The sequence below is a fragment of the Burkholderia pyrrocinia genome (genome assembly GCF_022809715.1).
Taxonomy (GTDB): Bacteria; Pseudomonadota; Gammaproteobacteria; order Burkholderiales; family Burkholderiaceae; genus Burkholderia; species Burkholderia pyrrocinia_C.
Genome location: NZ_CP094461.1, coordinates 87,532 through 109,248 on the forward strand (window position 1 = coordinate 87,532; position 21,717 = coordinate 109,248).

Sequence of the window (21,717 nt, forward strand, 5' to 3'; positions counted from 1 at the left end):
AATTGAATGTCTTTCTTGGACGTCTCGACCGGCCGGCTGCGGGCCGGGGCGATCGGACGAGTCTCCATACCCATCATGGGCTTCAGTTGCATCGCGCCCGGCCGTGTGACGGGCCGCCCGGGCGAGCGGGCGGACTATCGGCCGGCGCGATGCAATTCGTATGAATATATCCGAAGCCGATTTTGCGCGCTGCAGCGAATCCCATGACGGGGCGGGCACGGTACGGTTCGGCGCCCGGATTTCGCGGATTCCGGAGGCCGGAAATCGTGCGCCGTGGCGGGCCAGGCCGCGATTCGCTGTCGATGGCCTTACGGCCGCATCCATTATTCGGCCGGTTGCAGGGGCGAAGCCATGGACACTGATGGGCGGTCAGTCGGGAACTGTTCGGTCGATTTGTCTGCACAGTTTGGCCACTCGCGAGCGCGCAGCCGGGTTCTTGGAATACTTCATCGAGCGCGATATCTCTCACATGCAACTAACGGTCAAGTCCGGCAGCATCGACGAATTGGCGCAAGTCGACAGCCCGTACAATGCAATCGGCTTTGCACATGCCGGGGCTTGCCTGGACCGGCCGCTTCCAGACTGTCGGGCAGGTAATGCCATCCGATGCAACCGCGATCCTACGAACGTCCGCGCAATGCGACGAAGACCACGCCTGCAATCGCCAGCAGGCCGCCGCATAGCGTTTCGATGTCCGGCCGCTCGCCCGTCAGCATCATCGACAGGGCTGTCGCCACCGCTGGCGTAAGATAGAGAAAGTTGGCGGCGCGCGCCGCACCGAAGTAACCGAGTGCGAAGGTCCAGGTCGCGTAACCGAGTGCCGCGGGAAATACGCCGAGGATCAATACCGCCAGCGTCGTGTCGTGCGACGCACCGCCGAGCGAGGCGAGCGCGCCGGGCAACCAGGGCGTGAGCAGCAGCGCACCGGCCAGCAGCGTGTACGCGGCACAGGGCAGCGCGCCGTACACGGGAATCAGCCGCCGTTGCAACACGAAGTAGCTGGCCGAACACAGCGCTGCGCCGAGAATCAGCGTGCTCCCCGAGCCGAGGACAAGCCCGCCCGGTTGACCATGCGCAATCACGCCAATACCGGCAAGACTGACCAGCGAACCGAGCCACCCCCGGAGATTGAATCGTTCGCCGAGAAACACGGCGGCAAGCAGCGCCGTGAAGATCGGCAGCGTGTTCACGATGAAACTCGCCGCGCCGGCCGACACGGTTTGCTCGCCGGTATTGAGCAGTGCGTTATAGAGTGCGATGCCGAGGAAACCGCAGGCCAGGAAGCGCAACGCGTCGCGTTTCGCGGGCCTCGGAGGCCGCCGCCACGCAAGCCACGCGATCACGAGCAACGCGGCGGTGGCAAAGCGCGCCGCCGCGAGTTGCAGTGGCGCCAGGCCGTGCAGGCCGATCCGGATGAACGGGAATGCGGAGGCCCACGACACGATCGTGAAAGCGACCGCGCCTGCCGCGACCAGCGGTTGTCGCGCGCCGCGCGACGACGGTGAGGAAAGGGTATTCATGCGGCAATGGTGCGATGTTGCGAGATGTTAAGCTAGCGCACAGATCAACATCCGGATATGACCATGGCTCACAGCTCGGTGCGGCGGCGAGCCGACAGTCCGGCGCGTGCGCGTCAGGTTGCGGATGCGCTGCCGGTTGCAGCGCCGGCGCCTGGCCCGCGGCCGCCGCTTGCCAGCCTGGAGACCGTGTGCACGGTGGCGCGTCAGGGTTCGTTCCTGGCGGCCGCCGACGTTTCCGGCGTGACGCACGGCGCGATCAGCCGGCGGGTGGCCGCCGTGGAAAACTGGCTGGGCATGGCGCTGTTCGAACGTCATGCACGCGGTGTGCGCCTGACGCCGGACGGGCAGCGCTTCGTCGGCCGGATCGAACAGGCGTTCGCGATCATCGACAGCGCGGCCGACCAGTGGCGCTCGCCGCGTACGCCGCGACTGGTCCGGATGAGCGTGGTGCCGGCATTTGCGCAGCTCTGGCTGTTCGAGCGGCAGCATGCGCTCGAGAGCGAGGCTCCCGCGCTGCGCATCGAACTCGGCATCGAGCTTCGCAACGTGGATATCGCCGGCGGCGAAGCGGATCTGTCGATCCGGTATGGGCGCGGCAACTGGCGTCAGCTCGAAACCCGCGCGTTCATGCCGGAGCGGCTTTATCCGGTCGCGCATCCGCGGCTCGCCGCGCAACTGGCGAAGGCGCGCCGCCGGCACGGCGACGCCGCGCTGCTCGAGATGCCGCTGCTGCACGATTCCGACGTGACCGGATGGCGCACGTGGTTCGACGCGCTGGGCATTCCGTTCAAGCCGCGTGCGCAGGATCGCCGCTTCGAGGATTACAACCTGGTGCTGGCGGCAGCCGAAGCCGGGCTCGGCGTGGCGCTGGCGCGGACGCCGCTCGCGGACGCGTTTCTGAAGCGCAGCGAGCTCGTCCGGGTGAGCCGCCACGAGGTCGATTCGCTGCTCACGTACCACTTCGTGCATGCGAAGGGAGAGAATCGGCCGGAGGTGCTCGCGTTGATGGAGCGGATGCGGGCGGCGTTGACGCAGCAGGGTTAGGTGGTGGAGGCGTGGGGGCCTGCTTTGGCGGCGCGCTCGGGGCCTGTGCCTGTATACATGAAGATGGGCCGCGGGATCGTCGACATGCGACCGCGGAAAACGAAGAGGTCGGAGAGATGAACGCAAATCGAGAAATTTTGCAGCCGTTCGGATGCACGGGAGGTACACGATGAACAGACCAGACAAGTCGTCGAAAGCGCGTGCGGCGCTCGATCAGTTGTTCTCGGGCATTGCGCCCGCGGACGCGAAGAGTGCGTCACGCCCGGGCAATCCGTTCGAGGCGGCGGGAGACGATGTGTCCGTCGACGCCGACGGCCGCGTTGAAGTGACGCTATCGACCAGAATCCAGTTGCGCGGCTATCCGGGTGCGGACGCGTTCATGAAGCGCATGGCCGAAGCGTGGGGCCTCGAGTGGGGAACGTACGACAGCGTTCAGGCCATCGCGAAGCTGCCTGCCGGATGGCGATCGCGCCGGCTTCCGGAAGTCACGCAGATCGTCGACGGACACGATGTGCTGCGCGCGGAGAGCAGCCTGCAGGGCGGCGAGATGTCGTATCTGAAAGTGAACCCGCGGTACTACATCGACGCACGCAAGGGGTTCGGCTGGGGAAAGTCGTCGAAGGCGTCCGACGATCCGGATCTCGACGGCCCCGACTGGAACTGCTTCGTGATCGATCGGGAAAAGTCCATCGAAGTGCACGAATTGACGACCTCGTCGTTGAAAGCCGACATGGACAATGCCCGTGCGACATTGCTGAAATGGCTTGACGAACACTATCCCAAACATCGCGATCCGTTTGCGTACTGGACGGACTGCGAAGGGGCATCCTGATTTTTGCGTGGCCGCCCGGTTCGGTATCGCGGGCACACGCTGCCCGACCGGAATCGGAGCGGACGGGGCGCACGCCGCTTCGATGCATCGGCCGGTCGCGATGGGGACGCCAATTGAAACAAACCAGTCCAGTGCCGATTCTCTGCGCAGCGTTTGGCGCGGCTGTCGGGTCGACCGTCATCGAGCTGCTGCTCTGGTCGATCGCCGGCGATGACGCCATGCGGAACCTGTTTCGCGACGCGCGCCTGACGGCAGCCATCGTGATGGGGCGCGGCGTGCTCGACACGTCCGCCGGCTTCGATCCGATGGTCATGGGTGTCGCGACACTCGTGCACGCCGCTCTGTCGCTTGCCTATGCGGCCGTGCTGGCGAAGGTGGTCCGGAACATGTCGCTCGGGTCCGCGCTTCTCGCAGGCGGCGCGTTCGGGCTCATCCTGTATGGCGTCAACCTGCACGCCTTCACGGCGATCTTCCCGTGGTTCATCCCGGTTCGCGGCGCGATCACGCTGGTGGCCCATCTGGTATTCGGGGTCACGGCAGCGGCCACCTATCACGTCGTCAAACGCCCGGTTTGACGCTGGCCGCGGCAACGATTGCCGACGGCGCCCGCTTCCGTCATTCGCATCCCGACCCCTGGAATAACCGGGCGTGCTGCTTCGTTTAGCCGTCAGGAGACCCGATAGAAGCGGTGGCCCGTTACCGCCGCGCGATGAATCTTGCGCAAGCAATCCAGCGTGCCGGGCGCCGCCCGTGACGCCGGCGGTCAAATGGTCGGGGGCAACAATGCAGGAGCCGATCGTGGGCAACATGTTTCGATTCGGGATAGGCATCGTCTGTCTTGGCCTTTCCGCGCCCGTCCTTGCGCAAATGGATGACGAATTACCGGACTACGGCACAAACTGCCGCGCGGTCGTCGCGCAAGCGGACATCGACGGTACGGAGCAGCAAATCGTGGGGCGTGCGTGTCTGCAAAGCGATGGCACATGGCAGATCGTGCAAAGTGCAGACGGCAGCGTGCTGTGGTACCCGGCGGCGGCCTATCCGTATGCCGACCCGTGGTATTGGGGGCCGCCGCTTTTCATCGGCGCGGGCGTGAGCTTTGTCTTCGTCGATCGTTTCCACCATTTCCACCACTTCGATCATTTCAATCGGATGGATCATCGCCGCTTCGGCGTGCCGATGGGTGCAGGCTTTCACCGCGGCCCGTTCCTCGGTGGCGGCGGGCATGGGTTCGGCGGCATGCATCGGTTCGGCGGTATGAGCGGGGCTGGCGGAATGCGACGCCATTAGGCCAGCATTTCGACGCAAGGCAACCGCGTTGCCCGGTTCTGACGATAAGTTAAGCTGAACGTTTTTACGGGAACGCGGACAGTGTAAAAAACGGCGCAGGCGCGCACCATGCGTGCGCGCCTGCCTGTCGCGATGCGACGTCGCGATCAGAACTTGTGGCGAATCCCGACGATTGCGAGTTCCTGCGTATCGGTGCCGGAGTTCACGCCGTACGAGCCGACCGACGCGGCGGCCTTCACGGTCGCGCCGCTCGCGTTGAGCGTGTTGCCGCTTGCCTTCTGATAGCCGAACAGCGCGTACAGGTCGGTGCGTTTCGACAGCGCGTAATCCGCGCCGAGGTTCACCTGGTTGTAGTGCGCGGAAGCCGGGCCCGTCAGCGACGTGTAGTTGTAGCCGACGCCCGCGCGCAGCGCCGGCGAGAACTGCCAGTTGAAGAACGCCGAGCCGTTGTTGAACTTCGCGTTCTGGCTGAACGCCGACAGCGTGTCCGCGCCGTACTGCGTGTTCGAATACGCGAGGCCGAAGGTCGCCGGCCCGGCCACGTACTGGCCGGCCACGCGCACGATCTGGATCGACTTCGCGCTCGAGAAGCCTTGGTTGATCACGGTATTGAACAGCGTGTCCGAGCTGCTCGACCACGTGCGCACGCCATTGGCGACCGTCGAGCCGCCGTTCGCATAGAAATAGCCTGCGCCGAGCGACAGCGGGCCGTTCGCATAGCTCGCGCCGAAGCTGTACGTGCGGCCGTTACCGGTGGCGCCCGCAACGCCGCCGAAGCCGTACAGCGCCGCGAACTGGAAGCCCGAGATCAGCGGGCTCGTGTATTTCACCGAGTTGCTGACGCGCAGGCTGTTGTCGTAGTTGTCGAGGTCGCCCGGCGTCGAGAATACGCCGCCGAAGTAGTTGTCCTGCGTGAGGCCCTGCACGAGATCGACGACCGGATCGTACTGGCGGCCGAGCGTCACGGTGCCGTATGTGCTGCTCGCGAGGCCGACGACGGCCTTGCGGCCGAATTCGCGCTGGCCCTGGCCGAGCGCGCCGGTGCCGATGTTGAAGCCGTTCTCGAGCTGGAACAGCGCGGACAGCCCGCTGCCGAGATCCTCGATGCCGCGCAGCCCCCAGCGGCTGCCCGACAGGTTGCCGCTGCTGAACTTGACGAGGCTCGACGCGTTGCCGCCGCTCGCGTTCTGCGCGTTGTGCACGTAGGCGATGCCCGCGTCGGCGATGCCGTACAGCGTGACGCTGCTTTGCGCATGCGCGCCGGCGGCGCAGAGCGCGGCCGGCAGCGCGAGCAGTGCGAATGAGCGGATTCGTTTCATGGTTGGATTCCCCCGTTGGTCGATGTGTCTGACGAGTCGGTGAACGATACGGACAGCGCATCGTCAAGGGAACCAACAAATTTTCGAATCGTTATGAGGCGGCGCGACGGCGTCGCGATCGGTCGGCGCGTCGCTCGGTGTATCGTCGTATCGTTGTGTTGGCAACCGATTCGGCAGGGACACGCCGTTTCAGGTGTCCGCGCTGTTGGGCACGACGCCTGAAGTTTCGACACGGCGCCTACTGCTCCGCGCCCTCCGCCTCCGCCGTCTCCCCGAGGAACCCGCCGCTCTGGTGCGCCCACAGCGCCGCATAGATGCCGCCCGCCTGCAGCAGTTGCTGGTGCGTGCCTTCCTCGACGATGCGCCCTTCGTCGAGCACGATCAGCCGGTCCATCGCCGCGATCGTCGACAGCCGGTGCGCGATCGCGATCACCGTCTTGCCGCTCATCAGGGTATCGAGGCTGCGCTGGATCGCGACTTCGACTTCGGAATCGAGCGCGCTGGTCGCTTCGTCGAGCACCAGGATCGGTGCGTCCTTGAGCATCACGCGCGCGATCGCGACGCGCTGCCGCTGGCCGCCCGACAGCTTCACGCCGCGCTCGCCGACCTCGACGTCGTAGCCGCTGCGCCCGTGGCGGTCGCGCAGCCGGTCGATGAACTCGGACGCCTCCGCGCGCACGGCCGCGTCCTGCATTTCGCGCTCGGTTGCATCGGGGCGACCGTACAGCAGGTTCTCGCGCATCGTCCGGTGCAGCAGCGACGTATCCTGCGTGACCATCCCGATCGCGCTGCGCAGGCTGTCTTGCGTCACGTGCGCGATGTCCTGCCCGTCGATCCGGATCGTGCCGCCGCCCACGTCGTAGAAACGCAGCAGCAGGTTCACGAGCGTCGACTTGCCGGCACCCGAGCGGCCGATCAGGCCGATCCGCTCGCCCGGCCGGATCGTCAGGTTCAGCCCGTCGAACACCGCGCGGTCGTTGTCCTCGTGCGCGAACTGCACGTTGTCGAACACGATCGCGCCGCGCTGCACCGCGAGCGGTTTCGCATCGGGCGCGTCGACCACGCTGCGCACCTTCGTCAGCGTATTGATGCCGTCCTGGATCGTGCCGACGTTCTCGAACAGTTCGGTCATCTCCCACATGATCCAGTGCGAATAGCTCGACAGGCGGAGCGCCATCGCGATCACGGCCGCGACGACGCCTGCGCTCGCTTCGCCATGCATCCACAGATACAACGCGAGGCCGGTCGAGCCGACCAGCAGCAGCGTCGACAGCAGATGATTGACGATCTCGAACGCGCTGACGAGCCGCATCTGCGCGTCGCCGGTCGCCTTGAACGCCTCCATCGCACGGCGTGCGTGGTCGGCTTCGCGCCGCGTATGCGAGAACAGCTTCACGGTCGTGATGTTCGAATACGCGTCGGTGATGCGGCCCGTCATCAGCGCGCGCGCGTCGGCCTGCCGGCTGCCGACGGCGCCGAGGCGCGGCACGAAAAACGCGCACGCCAAGCCGTAGCCGAGCGCCCACAGTGCGAGCGGAATCATCAGCCGCCAGTCGAAGCTCGCCGCGAGCGCGAGGATGCCGATCAGGTACGCGGCGACGCCGATCACGACGTCGACCGACATGAACAGCGCATCGCGCACGGCGAGCGCAGTCTGCATGATCTTGGTCGTCACGCGGCCGGCGAATTCGTTCGCATAGAACGACAGGCTCTGGTCGAGCATCAGCCGGTGGAACAGCCAGCGCAGCCGCATCGGGAAGTTGATCGCGAGCACCTGGTGCTTGACCATCGTATGCAGCGCGATCAGCAGCGCGCTGCCGACGAGGATCGCCGCGAAACCGGCAAGCGTGCCGAAGTGACGGCCGCCGAATTCCGCCGGCGTCGCCGCCGACGACAGCCAGTCGACCACGCGCCCCATCATCGCGAACAGCGCGGCTTCGTACGCGGCCAGCGCGGCCGACGTCAGCGCGATCAGCAAAATCCAGCTGCGTGCGCCTTTCGTGCACGCCCAGACGAACGAGAAGAATCCCTTCGGCGGCGTGACGGGATCTTCGAGCGGGAAAGTCGGCAGGCGCCGTTCAAACCACGAGTACATCGACTGTTCTCCTTATACGGTCCGACGAAGCGGGCGGGCCGGTGATGCAGGTGCCGGGCGCGACGCGATGTCGGGGCGCTGGCGCGCACATCCGACCGACGATTGCGTCGTGGTCGCTTCGCCTGGCTGCGAGTGTCGCATCGATTCGATCGGGCTGCAGGCCGGTTGTAAGCAGCCGCGGCCGTGCGGGGCGGCGTGTGCCCGTGCTTCCGGTTTTTCGAGGCTTTTCATGCCGCCCCCAAAAAAAATCCCTTGACTGTCTATCTATGAGTAGATAAAGTTCGATCCATGGAAACGAAACCGACCGTCCGCGAACAGATTCTCGACCACGCGATCACGCTGATGATGCTGCGCGGTTACAACGGCTTCAGCTATCGAGACCTGTCCGACCTGGTGGGCGTGAAGACGTCGAGCATCCACTACTACTTCCCGTCGAAGGACGATCTCGTGCTGGAAGCGGTAGCGGCGTATAGCGACGAAGTCCTCGCGGCTATGCGGGCGATCGATCCGGCGTTGCCGGCCGACGTGAAGCTGAGCCTGTATACGAAGCTGTTCGGCCGGACGCTCGGCGACGGCAACCAGATCTGCCTGTGCGGGATGCTCGCGGCCGACATCGAATCGTTGCCGGAGAACGTGCGGCAGGCCGTGCAGGCGTTCTTCAAGGCCAACGAGAGCTGGCTTGCGGAATTGCTGGCGCAGGGCGCGAAGGAACGCACGCTGCAGTTCAGCGGCAAGCCCGAAACGGCGGCGCGCACGTTGTACGCGGCGTTCCAGGGCAGCGTGCTGGCCAGCCGGCTGTTTCACACGCGGGCGCGTCTCGAGGATGTCGAGGCCGTCTGGAAAACCCGGTCCTGACGGACGGGGCAAGCGGTCAGGCGGTTCGCCGCCTTTTGTTGGGGTTTGTTGTCTATCTGTTGGTAGATAGATGATCGGAGCAGGTGGATCGACCGCCTGCATTTTTTAGGGATGTTTATCTATCTATGAGTAGATAAATAAACGTAACGTCGGCGGCAAGGCTTTCGGCGTGCGGTCCCGGGTTGGAAGGCTGTTTCACTCACTGATTGAAAAGGAGTCTGTCATGTCGATCGAAAAAGTGCTGTACCGCGCCCATGCAAAAGCCACCGGCGGCCGCGACGGCCGTGCCACGGTGCCCGAAAGCGGCCTGGACCTGAAGCTGACCACGCCGCGCGAACTCGGCGGCGCGGGCGGCGCAGGCGCGAACCCCGAGCAACTGTTCGCGGCCGGCTATAGCGCGTGCTTCATCGGCGCGATGAAGTTCGTCGCGGCCCGCGACAAGATCGCGATTCCCGCGGATGCCGCCATCGAAGGCAGCGTCGGCATCGGCGCGATCCCGAACGGCTTCGGCATCGAAGTCGAACTGAAGATCTCGCTGCCCGGCCTCGATCGCGACACCGCGCAAACATTGATCGACCGTGCACACATCGTCTGCCCGTACTCGAACGCGACGCGCGGCAACATCGACGTCACGTTGACGCTCGTCTGATCGCACGTACTACGAACCATTGATCGCCATTCACCGGTTAAGCCAAGGAGTTTCGTCATGAAGATCGTCAAGCCGCTGCTGATCGCCGCCGCCGTTGCAGCCGCGTTGTCCACCGCGTCCACCGCATTCGCCGCCGGCGCCGAAGCCGTCCGGCCCGATGCGGCGACGAGCGGGTTCCTCGCCGCGCTGAACGGCCAGAAGGGCCCCGGCCTCGAAACGTTGAGCCCCGCGAAGGCGCGCCAGGTGCTGGCCGATGCGCAGAACGGCGCGAAGGTCGACCTGTCGGGCATCGACGTGTCGAACCGCACGATCGAGCAGGATGGCTTGTCGGTGCCGATCACGATCGTTCGCCCGCAAGGCGCGACGGGCACGCTGCCGGTGTTCATGTTCTTCCACGGCGGCGGCTGGATTCTCGGCGACTTCCCGACGCATGAACGCCTCGTGCGCGATCTCGTCGTGCAGTCGGGGGCGGTCGCGGTGTTCGTGAATTACACGCCGTCGCCGGAAGCGCGTTACCCGGTCGCGATCAACCAGGCGTATGCGGCGACGAAGTGGGTAGCCGCGCATGGTGCGGAGATCGGCGTCGACGGCAGCCGCCTCGCGGTGGTCGGCAACAGCGTCGGCGGGAACATGGCGGCCGTGGTGTCGCTGATGGCGAAGGACAAGGGCGGCCCCGCGATCCGCTTCCAGGGCCTGATGTGGCCCGTCACGGACCACAACTTCAACACGGGCTCGTACGACGCGTATCAGCAGGGCCACTTCCTGACGCGGCCGATGATGAAGTGGTTCTGGGATGCCTATACGAAGAACGAAGCGCAACGCAACGAGATCTACGCGTCGCCGCTGCGCGCGAGCACCGCGCAGTTGAAGGGCCTGCCGCCCGCGCTGATCCAGGTCGCGCAGTTCGACGTGCTGCGCGACGAAGGCGAAGCGTACGGCCGCAAGCTCGACGCGGCCGGTGTCGACGCGACGACCACGCGCTACGACGGCACGATCCATGATTTCGGTCTGCTGAACGCGCTGGCTGCGGATGCACCGACGAAGGCCGCGACGAAGGCGCTGGCGAATGAAATCGCGACGCGGCTGAAGTAACGCGGCGGGTGGCATTCGAATTCGAAAGAATGCATTCGAATGCGAACGACGAAGCGGCGGGCTCATGCCCGCCGTTTTTGCATACGGACGACAGGCGCGGTGAAGGACGACACCACTCGCGTCCGGACCGTCGCGCTATCGCTCCTTCGTCTCGCCCGGTTCCGCCTGATCTCTTGATCCGACCGGATTGAAACGGCCGAATCGGGATCGCGCGATCGTGCGATTGCGCCGTCGCGACCGCTCGCAGGCATTGTTGGTACGATCGCGCATATCGTTCACGCCGGCGCCGCAAGCCGCCGGCCCGGCGGCCGCGCGGACTCGCGGCCACCTTCTGGAGAAGCGGTTCATGCTGCAGGCGTTCGCGGTCTTGCTGGTCTTCCAGTGTCTAGGGGAAGGCGTGTCCTATCTGTTCGCCCTGCCGGTGCCGGGCCCGGTGATCGGCATGCTGCTGCTGTTCGGCTTCGTGATGCTGCGTCCGCAGGTGGCCGACGCGATCGAGCCGACCGCGCTCGAGCTGCTGCGCCATCTGTCGCTGCTGTTCGTGCCGGCCGGCGTCGGCATCATGGTGTCGGCCGACCGCGTGCGCGGCGATGCGGTGGCGGTCGTCGTCGCGCTGGCGGTGAGCACCACGCTCGCGATCGCCGTGACGGCGCTCGTCACGCGAGCGCTGCTGCGGCGCCAGCGCCGCGCGGACGGCACCGCGGAGCGCACGCAATGACGGCGTTCCCGAAACTCGGCGCGATCTGGGTCTATCTCGCCGCGACCCCGCTGCTGGGCCTGACCATCACGTTGATCGCCTATCTGTTCGCGCAGGCCGTTTATGCACGGGCGCGCTTCAACCCGCTCGCGAACCCCGTGCTGATCGCGGTCGCGCTGATCGTCGTGCTGCTGACGATCACGCATACGCCGTATCCGACCTATTTCGAAGGCGCGCAGTTCGTCCATTTCCTGCTCGGCCCCGCGACCGTCGCGCTCGCGCTGCCGCTGTACCGGCAGTGGTCCAAGCTGCGGCGCAGCGCGCTGCCGCTGCTCGCCGGCCTGCTCGCGGGCTCGCTGACCGCGATCGTGTCGGCGGTCGGCATCGCCGCGCTGTTCGGCGCATCGCACCAGACGATCGCGTCGCTCGCGCCGAAATCGGCGACGACGCCGATCGCGATGGCCGTCGCCGCGGAGATCGGCGGCATTCCGTCGCTGACCGCCGTGCTCGTGATCTCGACCGGGATCTTCGGTGCCGTGTGCGCACGCGGAATCCTCAACGCGCTGCGGATCGACGAGCCGGCCGTGCGCGGCTTCGCGCTCGGCGTCGCGTCGCACGGGATCGGCACCGCGCGCGCGTTCCAGGTCAGCGAGGAGGCCGGCGCGTTCGCCGGGCTCGGGATGGGGCTGAACGGTGTGCTGACTGCCTTCGTCGTGCCGATCCTGCTGCCGGTGCTGTCGCGCTGGGTCTGAGCGCGGGCTGCTGCGGGGTTATCGGTTTCCCTGACGGGCGCGGACGGCATGCCGTCCCGACGGCGTGCCCGGCGCCCATGTATCGCTGTCGTTATCAGGAGAATTCAGGAACGCACGCGGACATTTGCGCAGCGATCGGCTAACGTTGCATCGGCGCCGTTGTCGCAAGCCGTCGCGTGCGCGCTGATATTCGACCCACACCCAACAATCGACAAGGAGATCCGGTCATGAAGAAGTCTCGCGTGGTTTCAGTGGCAGCAGCAGTAACGGCGTCGTTCGGTCTGCTGTTGACCGCCGCGCCGGCGGCATACGCGCAGGATCCGGCGTCCGCGCCGACGCAGAAGCAGCTCGACAAGGCGCAGAAGAAGGCGGCGCGCAAGGCGGCACGGGCACGCCACGCGTCGGACCTGAAGGCGATCGGCACCGGCAGCGGCTACCGGCTGACCAACGACCAGAGCAATTATCCGCAGAACGCCGTGCAGAAGGCGCCCGCGACGAAGGCGGCGCCCGCCGCGCCGGCTTCTGGGCAGTAACGGCCGGCAAACACGCACGAACGGACGGCGCCGGGTTGCCCCGGCGCCGTCCGTTCGTGTGCGGTTTTCCGGGATTGTCGGACCGTGTGCGGCCGGCGGATTCCCGGATGGCGCGACGCGTTACGACGCGAGCTTGCTCGCGAGTTCCGCGACGTGCTTGCCCTGGTAGCGCGCGATTTCGAGTTCGTTCGCGCTCGGCTGGCGGCTGCCGTCCGCACCTGCGAGCGTCGTCGCGCCGTACGGCGTGCCGCCGGTGATTTCGTTCATGTTGACGAGCCCGCTGCACGCATACGGCACGCCTACGATCACCATCCCCTGGTGCAGCAGCGTCGTGTGGAACGACGTGATCGTCGTTTCCTGGCCGCCGTGCTGCGTGCCGGTCGACGCGAACACGCTGCCGATCTTGCCGACGAGCGCGCCCTTCATCCACAGGCCGCCGGTCTGGTCGAGGAACGTGCGCATCTGGCCGGCCATGTTGCCGAAGCGGGTCGGCGTGCCGAAGATGATCGCGTCGTAATCGGCGAGTTCGTCCACCGTGGCGACCGGTGCGGCCTGGTCGACCTTCACGCCGATCGCCCTGGCCTGGTCCACGGGGATCGTTTCCGGCACGCGCTTGAGTGCGACTTCGACGCCGGGCACCGATTTCGCGCCTTCCGCGACGTGTTGCGCCATCGTTTCGACGTGCCCGTAGGACGAGTAGTAAAGAACGAGTACCTTGGCCATGATGCGAATCTCCGATTAAAAGGGCCCCGCGTTCGGCGGGGCCCGGTTTCCCGAACGGGCGTTATGCCCACTCGGCCGTCACTTCGACCGGGCGCAGGTCGAACACCAGCACTTCGGCATCGTTGCCGTCGGCGAGCGTCAGCGCCTGTTCGCCGCGGATGCGTGCGCCGTCGCCTTCGCCGAGCGTCACGCCGTTGACCGTCACGCTGCCGCGTGCAACGTGCACGTAAGCAAAGCGGTCCGGTGCCAGTTCCAGCGTCGCGCGCTCATCGCCGTCGAACAGGCCCGCGTAGATCCGCGTGTCCTGCCGGATCTTCAGCGAACCGGCGTCGCCGTTCGGCGACACGACCAGCGTGAGCTTGCCGCGCTTGTCGTCGGCCGCGACGTTCGTCTGCTGATAACGCGGCTCGGCACCCTTTTCGGCCGGCCCGACCCAGATCTGCAGGAAGTGGACCCCGGTGTCCGGCGAGTGGTTGAACTCGCTGTGGCGTACGCCCGTGCCCGCGCTCATCAGTTGCACGTCGCCCGGCACGATCACCGACCCGGTGCCCATCGAGTCCTTGTGTTCCAGCGCGCCGTCGAGCACGTACGACAGGATCTCCATGTCGCGGTGCGGGTGCGTGCCGAAGCCGCGGCCCGGGGCGACGCGGTCGTCGTTGATCACGAGCAGGTCGGAGAAGCCGACTTGCTTCGGATCGTAGTAATTCGCGAACGAAAACGTATGACGGGAGCTGAGCCAGCCATGCTCCGCACGGCCACGTTGGTTTGCTGCACGGATTTCGATCATGATTTCTGTCCTTGAAGTCGCCGGGCCTCGGAAGTGGGTCCGGCCGTTCGTTGAGATGAATCTTAGGTCAATCGATTTGACAAATAAATGGCTGAAGAGATAATGACTGTCGCTATGGAGTGGACAATATGGAACTCAACGACTTGCGGATCTTCGTTGCGACGGTCGACGCGGGCAGCTTCACGGCGGCGGCCGACCAGCTGATGCTGTCCAAGCAGTTCGTCAGCCGGCGCACGATGGCGCTGGAGGCGTCGCTCGGCGTGCGGCTTCTGCACCGCAACACGCGCAATCTCGCGGTGACCGAATCGGGGCAGGAGTTTTATGTACGGGCGCAGCGGATCCTTGCCGAGATCGCCGACGCCGAGCAGGCAATGTTGGTGCGCAGCACCGAGCTGCACGGTTCGCTGAAGATCAGCGCGCCGCTGTCGTTCGGGATCACGCATGTGTCGCCGCTGATCGCCGAATTCCTGTCCGCGCACCCGGCCGTGCGGTTGAATCTCGACCTGACCGACCGGCGCGTCGACCTGATCGGCGAGGGCTTCGATCTCGTGCTGCGGATCGGCTCGCTCGAGGATTCGACGTTGATCGCGCGCCCGCTCGGCGCGTGGCGGATGATCGCGTGCGCGAGCCCTGCCTATCTGAAGCGGCAGGGCACGCCCGAAACACCAGCCGATCTCGCCGGCCATACGTGCCTGCTGTACGGGCGCGAGCGGCGCGTCGGCTGGGAATTCCGCGTCGACGGCGCGGCGCGCACGTTCGATGTGCAGGGGCCGCTCGTCGCGAACAACGGCGAAGTGGTGCGCGACGCGGCGATCGCGGGGCTCGGCATCGTGCTGCTGCCGCACTTCATCGTCGGCGCGGCGCTCGACAGCGGCGCGCTCGTGCCGGTGCTCGATGCGTATGCGCCGTCGCCGATCACGCTCAATGCGGTGTTTCCGCAGCACCGCGAAGGATTCGTCACGCTGCGCACGTTCATCGGGTTTCTCGCGGAACGGCTTGGCGAGGCTGCGCCGGCCGCGAAGGGCGGGGCGGGCAGGCGGCGGTAGCGGGCAGCGTGCGGTGAATGGGGGCGTTATTCTCCGCAGAAATTGCGGAGAATATTAGGCCGTGCGGTGAATCGGTGGGATAATCTCCGCATCATGAGCGGAGATTACACCTTCATCTGGGAGGCGGCCGACTGGCCCGCGTGGCGCTTCGACCTCCCGGCACTCGCCACGTCACTCGCCGACGTCAGCCGTGCGCAAGGCATGCTGGCCGGGCGGCTGGCGGATATCGGCCTGGCGCTGCGCGATGAGGCCAGCCTGGTCGCGCTGACGGAGGACGTCGTCAAGACCAGCGCCATCGAGGGAGAAAACCTGAACGTCGCATCGGTCCGGTCGTCGATTGCGCGCCGGCTCGGGGTCGATATCGGTGCGCTTGCGCCGGTCGATCGCCACGTCGAGGGCGTGGTCGACATGGTGCTGGACGCGACGACCCATTCGGCGGCACCGGTCACCGAAAGCCGTTTGTTCGGATGGCATGCAGCCCTTTTCCCGACCGGCTATTCGGGGATGTCGCGGATCACGGTCGGCGCATGGCGTACGGATGCAAGCGGCCCGATGCAGGTGGTGTCCGGGCCGATCGGCCGGCAACGCGTGCATTTCGAAGCACCGCCGGCCACGCGCCTGACCAGCGAGGTCGCGCGCTTTCTCGCCTGGTTCAATGCCGCGCCGGTCGAGCCCTTGCTGATCCGGGCCGGCCTGGCCCATCTGTGGTTCGTCACGCTCCATCCGTTCGACGACGGCAACGGCCGTATCGCGCGAGCGCTCGGGGATCTCGTCCTCGCGCGCGCCGATCGGAGTCCGCAGCGCTTCTATAGCCTGTCGGCGCAAATCCAGCGTGAGCGTAACGCGTATTACGACGTGCTGGAGCGGACGCAGCGCGGTTCGCTCGATGTCACGGAATGGCTCGCGTGGTTCTTGAATGCACTCGGCAGGGCCATCGATCACGCGCACACGACGCTCGACGCGGTCCTGGTCAAGGCGCGCTTCTGGCAGCGATGTGCGGGCTTCGCGATGAACGAGCGTCAGGTCAAGGTCATGAATCGCCTGCTCGACGGCTTCGAAGGGAAGTTGACGACCACCAAGTGGGCGGCTCTCGCAAAGTGTTCGCAAGATACGGCGCTGCGCGACATCACGGAACTCGTCGAGCACGGTGTGCTGCGTCGCTCGTCGTCCGGCGGGCGGAGCACGAGTTACGAGGTTGTGCCGTTCGATGCCTAGCGTGGCGGCGTCGGCGCGGTAACTGCCGTTGATCGCTTAAGGCGAGCGGAGCGAGATGGTCACGATGCACGCGTCGGTCAGTCCGGATCAGGCCGCTGCGGTCACACCTACAAAAATCACATCGACCGTGATCGCGATGGAGAATAGCACTCCCAAGCAATGCCGGATACCCGGCATCCGCTTTCCCGGCAGGTGGGAAATAGATTCCTTTTTCCGCTCTGTGTAACCGCGAGCAGCGAATATACACTCGCCCGAAAGCGGGATATGGATATCAGCGACGACGGCAGCATGGCGACGTGGAGACGCGCAGACGTCACCCATTCGGGGTGACGTTGCCTCTCCAGCTTTCTCAAGCATTTTCCGGAAAGCGTCGCTGGAACGTACGATCCGACTACCGTATCTGGCAGATTAAATTCATATCCGATGTAATTCGGATTACTACGTTATTTGATTGGCGGAATGAAATTCTTCGACGTATTCCGGGTCGAGGGAGCGACTTGCTTGACGGAAGTAGACGAAAGTGATTTGCCGACGAGCAATGGAAACCAATTGCTCGCCAGATAAAAAGAGAAGTCCATATACAGGAGCGGAGACATGATGAAAAAGGTGTTGTTCGGGATAACGGCGGTGACGGCGGCGGTTTCAGCCAGCGCGCAGAGCAGCGTGACGCTCTATGGCATTGTAGACAATGGGCTTCAATACGAGACCGGGCAGCCGAAGGGGCATGTCTTCGGAGCGCAAAGCGGCGGGTGGGCGCAATCGCGATTCGGTCTCACGGGCGCGGAGGATCTCGGCGGCGGCACCCAGGCCATCTTCCAGCTGGAGTCGCGTCTGAATACGCAAAACGGCAGCCTGGCAAACGGTAGTTTCTTCGAAGGGCAGGCAACGGTCGGCCTGAAAAGCAATACCTGGGGGCAGCTGAAGCTGGGCAACATGGGCTCGGCGGAGATCAGCCAGTATTCCGGTGACGTCGATCCGCAGCAGACGAAGAAGTACGCGATCGGGACCCTGGTACGCGGCCGGATCTTTTCGCAGGCGGGCAACGGCATCGAATATCTGTCGCCGAAGATCGCCGGCTTCGTCCTCCAGGCGCAATACGATCTGACGAATTCACCGAAATGGAATGCCGGCAATCCCGGCAGCGCGCCCGGGCAGCTCGGCACTTCGACGGGCCTCGGCAGCGCGCAGGGGCGCACCGATGGCATCAAGCTGTCGTACCAGAACGGTGGGCTTTTCTGGCAGGCGACGTATGACGAAGTCCGCGACCAGAATGGAAAGTTCAGTAACGTGTATCTCGCGTCGCGCTCGATACTCACGGGCGCAACGTATGCGTTCGGGCCGGTCGTCGCGTATGTCGGATATCAGCACCTGAGCGCACCCGATGCGTCGAACGCAGGGTATTTCGGCGGCGCCGCACCGACCGCGCTGCCGGCCGGCACGTCGCTGCCCACCGCAGTCAACCATGAATGGATCGGCGCGATCTGGCAGAGCACGCCGGCGCTGGCTATTACCGGGGCGGTCTATCACGCCAACGCGAATCGGGGTAATGGCAATGCGACGCTGTTTACGCTGGGCGCGAACTATTCGTTGTCCAAACGTACACTCCTTTACACGGAGCTGGGCTACGTTCGCAACAGTTCGACGTCGAACCTCGGTCTCGATAGCGGGCTGTATGGCGCCAATTCCAATTTCGATCCGGCCAGCGCCAGCGCTTCCGCGACGAATCCGGATTACGGAAAAAGCCAGTTTGGCGTGATTGCGGGCATCGCTACGCGGTTTTAACGCGACGAGCGGCGACCCGGCCGCTCGAATGCCTGATTACTCGAGGGGCATTCGTGCGGCTAACCGCGAAAGCGAGCGGCGACGTGTTCGGGCACGTTCTCCGGTGTGATGACGACGACCGATGACGTATGCGAAATCGCCGATGCGGGCAGCATCTTGTGAAAACTCATCACGTGCTGACACGCCGCGCGCATGTCCTGTCGAAGGTCGTGGTAAAGGATTGCGTGAATCCTGCCTTCTCGCAGCAGTTCGATGTTGTCGCAGTCGAGGTCGTGGCCGATGAAGCACTTCGGTGTTTTTCCCAGTGCATCCAGGGCTCGCAGGATGGCGCGATTGCCGCCGCCCATCGAATAGACGGCGGCGATGTTGTCCTCGCGGCCGAGTGCCTGACTGACCAGCTTTTCAGTCGGGCCGTCGAGCCCATGCCCTCCGCTCGCATCAATGAGCGAAACGTGCGGGTGCCGGGTGCGCAATGCGCGTCGGAAGCTGATTTCGCGCTCCTCTTCGCCCCTGAAGCGTTCGTCGCTCATGGTGATGAGCACGTTGGCGGGCCGCTCGGGCAGCCATTGCGTGAGCAGGTAGGCGGCGGTCGCTCCCGCGACCCGATTGTCGAGGCCTGTATAAGCGATTCGATCGGAGAGCGGGATGTCGGTGAATGTCGTGACGACGGGAATGCCGGCGCGTTTGAGTTCGCCGATGGCGTTTGCGATCTCGGGCACGTCGCGCGCTTTCAGGAAAACCCCGTGGCTGCCGTGGTGGGCAATCGAACGAAGCGCATCGACGACCTCCCGCGTCTGCATCGTCTCCTGCATGAAATACCGCGGGCGGAATATCGCGGGTTGCAGAGTGGGCAGTTCCGCTTCCAGCGCGTCCTTGATTTCGGCCGCGAATCGGTTCGGTGCCTCAACGACCACGTCGACGCTGAGCTTTCTTCCGGCCGCGACCGAATAGAGCGCCTGTTTTTCCAGCTCCTTGATCGCTTGCTCCACACGTTTTCGCGTGTGCTCGCGCACGTTGCCGCGGTTGTTGACTACGCGATCGACCGTCGCGACGCCAACGCCCGCCTGAAGGGCGATCTCCTTGATCAGAAAACGGTGGGCCACGGCGTGCGTCTCCCGAATGATGTTTTTTTGATGGGACGATGATAGCTCAATCCGGCGCAGACCACCGTGGTCACGATGCCGTGCTCCCCGAGTATTCCGGTGCGTGTGCGGCTTCGCTTCTATTCATTCCGTCGAAAAACGGGGGGCCAGTAACCTCACGCAAGCTAGCCATGACGACGGCACAGCCAGTGTCGGGAAATCCCCACGTCTGATGTATTTTTGATGGATTTATGAAGTGATGTTGATGCGTGAGCTGTCGTATTCTTTCCACGCATGAAGGGTAGTGGCGTTCGTCCGGCGGTTGCATGTGGCACGCGGCACCGTCCGAGACATGCGAATCACCGGGATGAAACAGGGCGATGGATCAGTTCAAGGAAGTACAGCTGTTCGTGGAAGTGGCGGAGACCGGAAGCATCAGCCGGGCCGCCGAGGCGGTCGACCTGTCCATCTCCGCGGCGAGTCGCTACCTGATTTCGCTGGAGAGCCGTCTTGGCGTGCAACTCGTGCGCCGGACTACCCGAAATCTCTTTCTGACCGAGGCGGGCGCGGAGTTCCATCGGCGCTGCAAATCGATCCTTGCCGACCTCGGAGAGGCCGAGCTGGTCGTCAAGGATGCAACGGCGCGCCCGAGCGGGGTGCTCAAGGTGACGGCCTCGCTGTCGTTCTGCATGTTGCACATCGCGCCCATGCTGCCGGAATTTACCGCGCGCTATCCGGATATCACCGTTGATGTCGTGGCAGCCAATCGCTATTACGACATCATCGAAAACGGCATCGATGTCGCTGTCCGGACGAAGGTGCTGGAGGCCGACAGCAACATCACCGTGCGCCGGCTCGCGTCGACACGGCGCGTGCTTGCCGCCGCGCCGGGCTACCTGGCGGCGCATGGCACGCCGGGATTTCCCGCTGAGCTCGGCAAGCACAAGCTGCTCAACTACGGGCTCGCGGACAACCCGCGCGACCTCGCGTTCCAGCGCGACGGCGAATGCGTTCTCGTCAAGGTCAAGCCGTTGCTCGAATCGAACGACGGTCAGATCTTGAGAGTCGCCGCGCTCGACGGCATGGGCATCCTGGTTCAGCCCAAGTACATCGTCTACGACGACATCAAGGCCGGGCGGCTCATCCCCGTGCTGGACGAGTGGGACTTGCCGCGGCTCACGATGAATGTCGCGTTCCAGACGCGCTCGCACATGCCCGTGAAGGTTCGTCTGTTCATCGACGCGCTCGTCGAACGATTTCGCAGGAACGATTTCGAGCGGCTCTGGACCGAGTGATGGCGCATGCCATCGTGCAGGTCCCGAGCCGCGCGCAACTTTCCCGCGGTCAGGGAAATAGATTCCCTTTTTGGCTCTGTTTTGCCGGCAGGAGCAAATATAGACTGCCTTCAAAGCTGTACAAGACATTGAAGGAGACGCTTCATGCAACAGGTTGCATCCTCTGATTCGCCATCCCGTTCGCCGTATTTCGACGAGGAACATTCCGCCGACGTGGTGAACGCCCGCATGGGCGAACCGGCCGATCCGCGCCTCAAGCACGTGATGTCGGTGCTGGTCAGGCATCTTCACGCGGCCGTGAAGGAAATCGAGCCCACGCACGAAGAGTGGTTTGCAGCCATTCGCTTTCTGACCGAGACCGGCCAGATGTGCAACAAATGGCGACAGGAGACCATCCTGCTGTCGGACATTCTCGGTGTCTCGATGCTGGTCGACGCGATCAATCATCGCCGCCCGAATGGCGCGACGCCGAATACCATTCTCGGCCCGTTCTATGTCGCGAATGCGCCGGCGTACGAGAACGGCGCGAACATCTGCCTCGACGGCAAGGGCGAACCGCTCGTCGTGTCCGGACGCGTGACGAACATCGCGGGCGAGCCGGTTCCGGGCGCGAAGCTCGAAGTCTGGCAGACGAACGACGACGGCTTCTACGATGTGCAGCAGAAAGGCATCCAGCCCGATTCGAACCTGCGCGGCGTCTTCACGTCGGATCGCGACGGCGCTTATGCGTTCAGGTCGGTCAAGCCACGCCACTATCCGATTCCGTCCGACGGCCCCGTGGGCAAGCTGCTCGGCGCGATGGGGCGGCATCCGAATCGCGCCGCGCATTTGCACTTCATCGTGACCGCGCCCGGCTACGAGCCGGTGATCACGCACATCTTCACGCCCGATTGCCCGTATCTGCCGGAAGACGCCGTATTCGGCGTCAAGCGCGAACTGATCGCCGACTTTCGGAAGATCGACGACCGTGACGCCGCGCAAAAGGCCGGCCTCGACGCGCCGTTCTGGTCGGTGACGTGGGATTTCACGCTGGCGCCCGCCGGCGAGCGTCAGCCACGCCACCCGTAATCGCACGGCGCGCACGGAAGCGCGCCGCTGAAAACACGCAA

Annotated in this window: 21 protein-coding genes; 15 read left to right on the forward strand and 6 right to left on the reverse strand. The window is 64.8% G+C overall.

Annotated elements, in window-relative coordinates:
* Positions 1-620 precede the first annotated feature (620 nt).
* Positions 621-1,520: a DMT family transporter gene (locus MRS60_RS30790; protein WP_243567192.1), complete on the reverse strand. Its 900-nt coding sequence runs from the start codon at positions 1,518-1,520 to the stop codon at positions 621-623.
* A gap of 57 nt (positions 1,521-1,577) precedes the next feature.
* Between MRS60_RS30790 and MRS60_RS30795 the strand changes: the two genes are divergently transcribed.
* From MRS60_RS30795 to MRS60_RS30810, 4 genes are all read left to right on the forward strand, one after another.
* Positions 1,578-2,564, forward strand: coding sequence for a LysR substrate-binding domain-containing protein (locus MRS60_RS30795; protein WP_243567194.1), 987 nt, complete (start codon positions 1,578-1,580; stop codon positions 2,562-2,564).
* Positions 2,565-2,733: 169 nt separating this feature from the next.
* Positions 2,734-3,396, forward strand: a complete 663-nt coding sequence (locus MRS60_RS30800) for a hypothetical protein (protein WP_034182528.1) — start codon at positions 2,734-2,736, stop codon at positions 3,394-3,396.
* A 113-nt stretch (positions 3,397-3,509) separates the two neighbouring features.
* The gene (locus MRS60_RS30805; protein ID WP_217590483.1) at positions 3,510-3,971 is read left to right on the forward strand and encodes a sodium:proline symporter; all 462 of its coding nucleotides are present in this window, start codon (positions 3,510-3,512) and stop codon (positions 3,969-3,971) included.
* Between the two features lie 232 nt (positions 3,972-4,203).
* Positions 4,204-4,686: a hypothetical protein gene (locus MRS60_RS30810; protein WP_374955238.1), complete on the forward strand. Its 483-nt coding sequence runs from the start codon at positions 4,204-4,206 to the stop codon at positions 4,684-4,686.
* 146 nt (positions 4,687-4,832) lie between these two features.
* Here MRS60_RS30810 and MRS60_RS30815 read toward each other — a convergent pair whose 3' ends face one another.
* Positions 4,833-6,005 (reverse strand): porin, encoded by a 1,173-nt coding sequence (locus tag MRS60_RS30815; protein WP_105391974.1) that lies wholly within the window; start codon positions 6,003-6,005, stop codon positions 4,833-4,835.
* Between the two features lie 238 nt (positions 6,006-6,243).
* Complete coding sequence (locus MRS60_RS30820; RefSeq protein WP_243567195.1) at positions 6,244-8,100, reverse strand: ABC transporter ATP-binding protein; 1,857 nt, start codon at positions 8,098-8,100, stop codon at positions 6,244-6,246.
* A gap of 288 nt (positions 8,101-8,388) precedes the next feature.
* Here MRS60_RS30820 and MRS60_RS30825 point away from each other — a divergent pair, with 288 nt between their 5' ends.
* From MRS60_RS30825 to MRS60_RS30850, 6 genes are all read left to right on the forward strand, one after another.
* Positions 8,389-8,955, forward strand: a complete 567-nt coding sequence (locus tag MRS60_RS30825) for a TetR/AcrR family transcriptional regulator (protein WP_152856017.1) — start codon at positions 8,389-8,391, stop codon at positions 8,953-8,955.
* Positions 8,956-9,178: 223 nt separating this feature from the next.
* Entirely contained in the window at positions 9,179-9,604 is a 426-nt protein-coding gene (locus tag MRS60_RS30830; protein WP_105391976.1) for an organic hydroperoxide resistance protein, read from the forward strand.
* 57 nt (positions 9,605-9,661) lie between these two features.
* Entirely contained in the window at positions 9,662-10,696 is a 1,035-nt protein-coding gene (locus MRS60_RS30835; protein ID WP_243567197.1) for an alpha/beta hydrolase, read from the forward strand.
* A gap of 346 nt (positions 10,697-11,042) precedes the next feature.
* Positions 11,043-11,414, forward strand: a complete 372-nt coding sequence (locus MRS60_RS30840) for a CidA/LrgA family protein (RefSeq protein WP_034182620.1) — start codon at positions 11,043-11,045, stop codon at positions 11,412-11,414.
* Positions 11,411-12,145 (forward strand): LrgB family protein, encoded by a 735-nt coding sequence (locus MRS60_RS30845; RefSeq protein ID WP_105391978.1) that lies wholly within the window; start codon positions 11,411-11,413, stop codon positions 12,143-12,145. The genes MRS60_RS30840 and MRS60_RS30845 overlap by 4 nt, the downstream gene beginning before the upstream one ends.
* A gap of 227 nt (positions 12,146-12,372) precedes the next feature.
* Positions 12,373-12,678 (forward strand): hypothetical protein, encoded by a 306-nt coding sequence (locus tag MRS60_RS30850; RefSeq protein WP_072440397.1) that lies wholly within the window; start codon positions 12,373-12,375, stop codon positions 12,676-12,678.
* 120 nt (positions 12,679-12,798) lie between these two features.
* Here the strand turns inward: MRS60_RS30850 and wrbA are convergent, their stop codons facing one another.
* Both wrbA and MRS60_RS30860 read right to left on the reverse strand, forming a co-directional pair.
* Positions 12,799-13,401, reverse strand: coding sequence for an NAD(P)H:quinone oxidoreductase (wrbA, locus tag MRS60_RS30855; protein WP_034182519.1), 603 nt, complete (start codon positions 13,399-13,401; stop codon positions 12,799-12,801).
* Positions 13,402-13,462: 61 nt separating this feature from the next.
* Positions 13,463-14,188 (reverse strand): pirin family protein, encoded by a 726-nt coding sequence (locus tag MRS60_RS30860; protein ID WP_034182518.1) that lies wholly within the window; start codon positions 14,186-14,188, stop codon positions 13,463-13,465.
* Between the two features lie 128 nt (positions 14,189-14,316).
* Here MRS60_RS30860 and MRS60_RS30865 point away from each other — a divergent pair, with 128 nt between their 5' ends.
* The 3 genes from MRS60_RS30865 (at position 14,317) to MRS60_RS30875 (ending at position 18,231) form a co-directional block, all read left to right on the forward strand.
* Positions 14,317-15,234 (forward strand): LysR family transcriptional regulator, encoded by a 918-nt coding sequence (locus tag MRS60_RS30865; protein WP_034182517.1) that lies wholly within the window; start codon positions 14,317-14,319, stop codon positions 15,232-15,234.
* A gap of 93 nt (positions 15,235-15,327) precedes the next feature.
* Positions 15,328-16,449, forward strand: a complete 1,122-nt coding sequence (locus MRS60_RS30870) for a Fic family protein (protein WP_243567198.1) — start codon at positions 15,328-15,330, stop codon at positions 16,447-16,449.
* A 594-nt stretch (positions 16,450-17,043) separates the two neighbouring features.
* A complete protein-coding gene (locus MRS60_RS30875; RefSeq protein ID WP_347814856.1) occupies positions 17,044-18,231 on the forward strand; it encodes a porin in 1,188 nt (395 codons plus the stop codon).
* Between the two features lie 59 nt (positions 18,232-18,290).
* Here MRS60_RS30875 and MRS60_RS30880 read toward each other — a convergent pair whose 3' ends face one another.
* Entirely contained in the window at positions 18,291-19,334 is a 1,044-nt protein-coding gene (locus tag MRS60_RS30880) for a LacI family DNA-binding transcriptional regulator (RefSeq protein ID WP_243567199.1), read from the reverse strand.
* 359 nt (positions 19,335-19,693) lie between these two features.
* On the opposite strand from MRS60_RS30880, the gene MRS60_RS30885 reads away from it, so the two are divergent.
* Both MRS60_RS30885 and MRS60_RS30890 read left to right on the forward strand, forming a co-directional pair.
* The gene (locus MRS60_RS30885) at positions 19,694-20,608 is read left to right on the forward strand and encodes a LysR family transcriptional regulator (protein WP_243567201.1); all 915 of its coding nucleotides are present in this window, start codon (positions 19,694-19,696) and stop codon (positions 20,606-20,608) included.
* A 144-nt stretch (positions 20,609-20,752) separates the two neighbouring features.
* On the forward strand, positions 20,753-21,676 hold the full coding sequence (locus MRS60_RS30890) for an intradiol ring-cleavage dioxygenase (RefSeq protein ID WP_432207864.1): 924 nt from the start codon (positions 20,753-20,755) through the stop codon (positions 21,674-21,676).
* Positions 21,677-21,717: the final 41 nt, after the last annotated feature.

Excerpts from the sequence above, each read along its gene's own strand:
- MRS60_RS30790 (WP_243567192.1), bottom strand. The coding sequence starts at position 1,520 with ATGAATACCCTTTCCTCACCGTCGTCGCGCGGCGCGCGACAACCGCTG.
- wrbA (WP_034182519.1), bottom strand. The coding sequence starts at position 13,401 with ATGGCCAAGGTACTCGTTCTTTACTACTCGTCCTACGGGCACGTCGAA.
- MRS60_RS30860 (WP_034182518.1), bottom strand. The coding sequence starts at position 14,188 with ATGATCGAAATCCGTGCAGCAAACCAACGTGGCCGTGCGGAGCATGGC.
- MRS60_RS30815 (WP_105391974.1), bottom strand. The coding sequence starts at position 6,005 with ATGAAACGAATCCGCTCATTCGCACTGCTCGCGCTGCCGGCCGCGCTC.
- MRS60_RS30795 (WP_243567194.1), top strand. The coding sequence starts at position 1,578 with ATGACCATGGCTCACAGCTCGGTGCGGCGGCGAGCCGACAGTCCGGCG.
- MRS60_RS30800 (WP_034182528.1), top strand. The coding sequence starts at position 2,734 with ATGAACAGACCAGACAAGTCGTCGAAAGCGCGTGCGGCGCTCGATCAG.
- MRS60_RS30890 (WP_432207864.1), top strand. The coding sequence starts at position 20,753 with ATGCAACAGGTTGCATCCTCTGATTCGCCATCCCGTTCGCCGTATTTC.
- MRS60_RS30870 (WP_243567198.1), top strand. The coding sequence starts at position 15,328 with ATGAGCGGAGATTACACCTTCATCTGGGAGGCGGCCGACTGGCCCGCG.
- MRS60_RS30810 (WP_374955238.1), top strand. The coding sequence starts at position 4,204 with ATGTTTCGATTCGGGATAGGCATCGTCTGTCTTGGCCTTTCCGCGCCC.
- MRS60_RS30865 (WP_034182517.1), top strand. The coding sequence starts at position 14,317 with ATGGAACTCAACGACTTGCGGATCTTCGTTGCGACGGTCGACGCGGGC.
- MRS60_RS30840 (WP_034182620.1), top strand. The coding sequence starts at position 11,043 with ATGCTGCAGGCGTTCGCGGTCTTGCTGGTCTTCCAGTGTCTAGGGGAA.
- MRS60_RS30820 (WP_243567195.1), bottom strand. The coding sequence starts at position 8,100 with ATGTACTCGTGGTTTGAACGGCGCCTGCCGACTTTCCCGCTCGAAGAT.
- MRS60_RS30885 (WP_243567201.1), top strand. The coding sequence starts at position 19,694 with ATGGATCAGTTCAAGGAAGTACAGCTGTTCGTGGAAGTGGCGGAGACC.
- MRS60_RS30830 (WP_105391976.1), top strand. The coding sequence starts at position 9,179 with ATGTCGATCGAAAAAGTGCTGTACCGCGCCCATGCAAAAGCCACCGGC.
- MRS60_RS30835 (WP_243567197.1), top strand. The coding sequence starts at position 9,662 with ATGAAGATCGTCAAGCCGCTGCTGATCGCCGCCGCCGTTGCAGCCGCG.
- MRS60_RS30845 (WP_105391978.1), top strand. The coding sequence starts at position 11,411 with ATGACGGCGTTCCCGAAACTCGGCGCGATCTGGGTCTATCTCGCCGCG.
- MRS60_RS30825 (WP_152856017.1), top strand. The coding sequence starts at position 8,389 with ATGGAAACGAAACCGACCGTCCGCGAACAGATTCTCGACCACGCGATC.
- MRS60_RS30850 (WP_072440397.1), top strand. The coding sequence starts at position 12,373 with ATGAAGAAGTCTCGCGTGGTTTCAGTGGCAGCAGCAGTAACGGCGTCG.
- MRS60_RS30875 (WP_347814856.1), top strand. The coding sequence starts at position 17,044 with ATGATGAAAAAGGTGTTGTTCGGGATAACGGCGGTGACGGCGGCGGTT.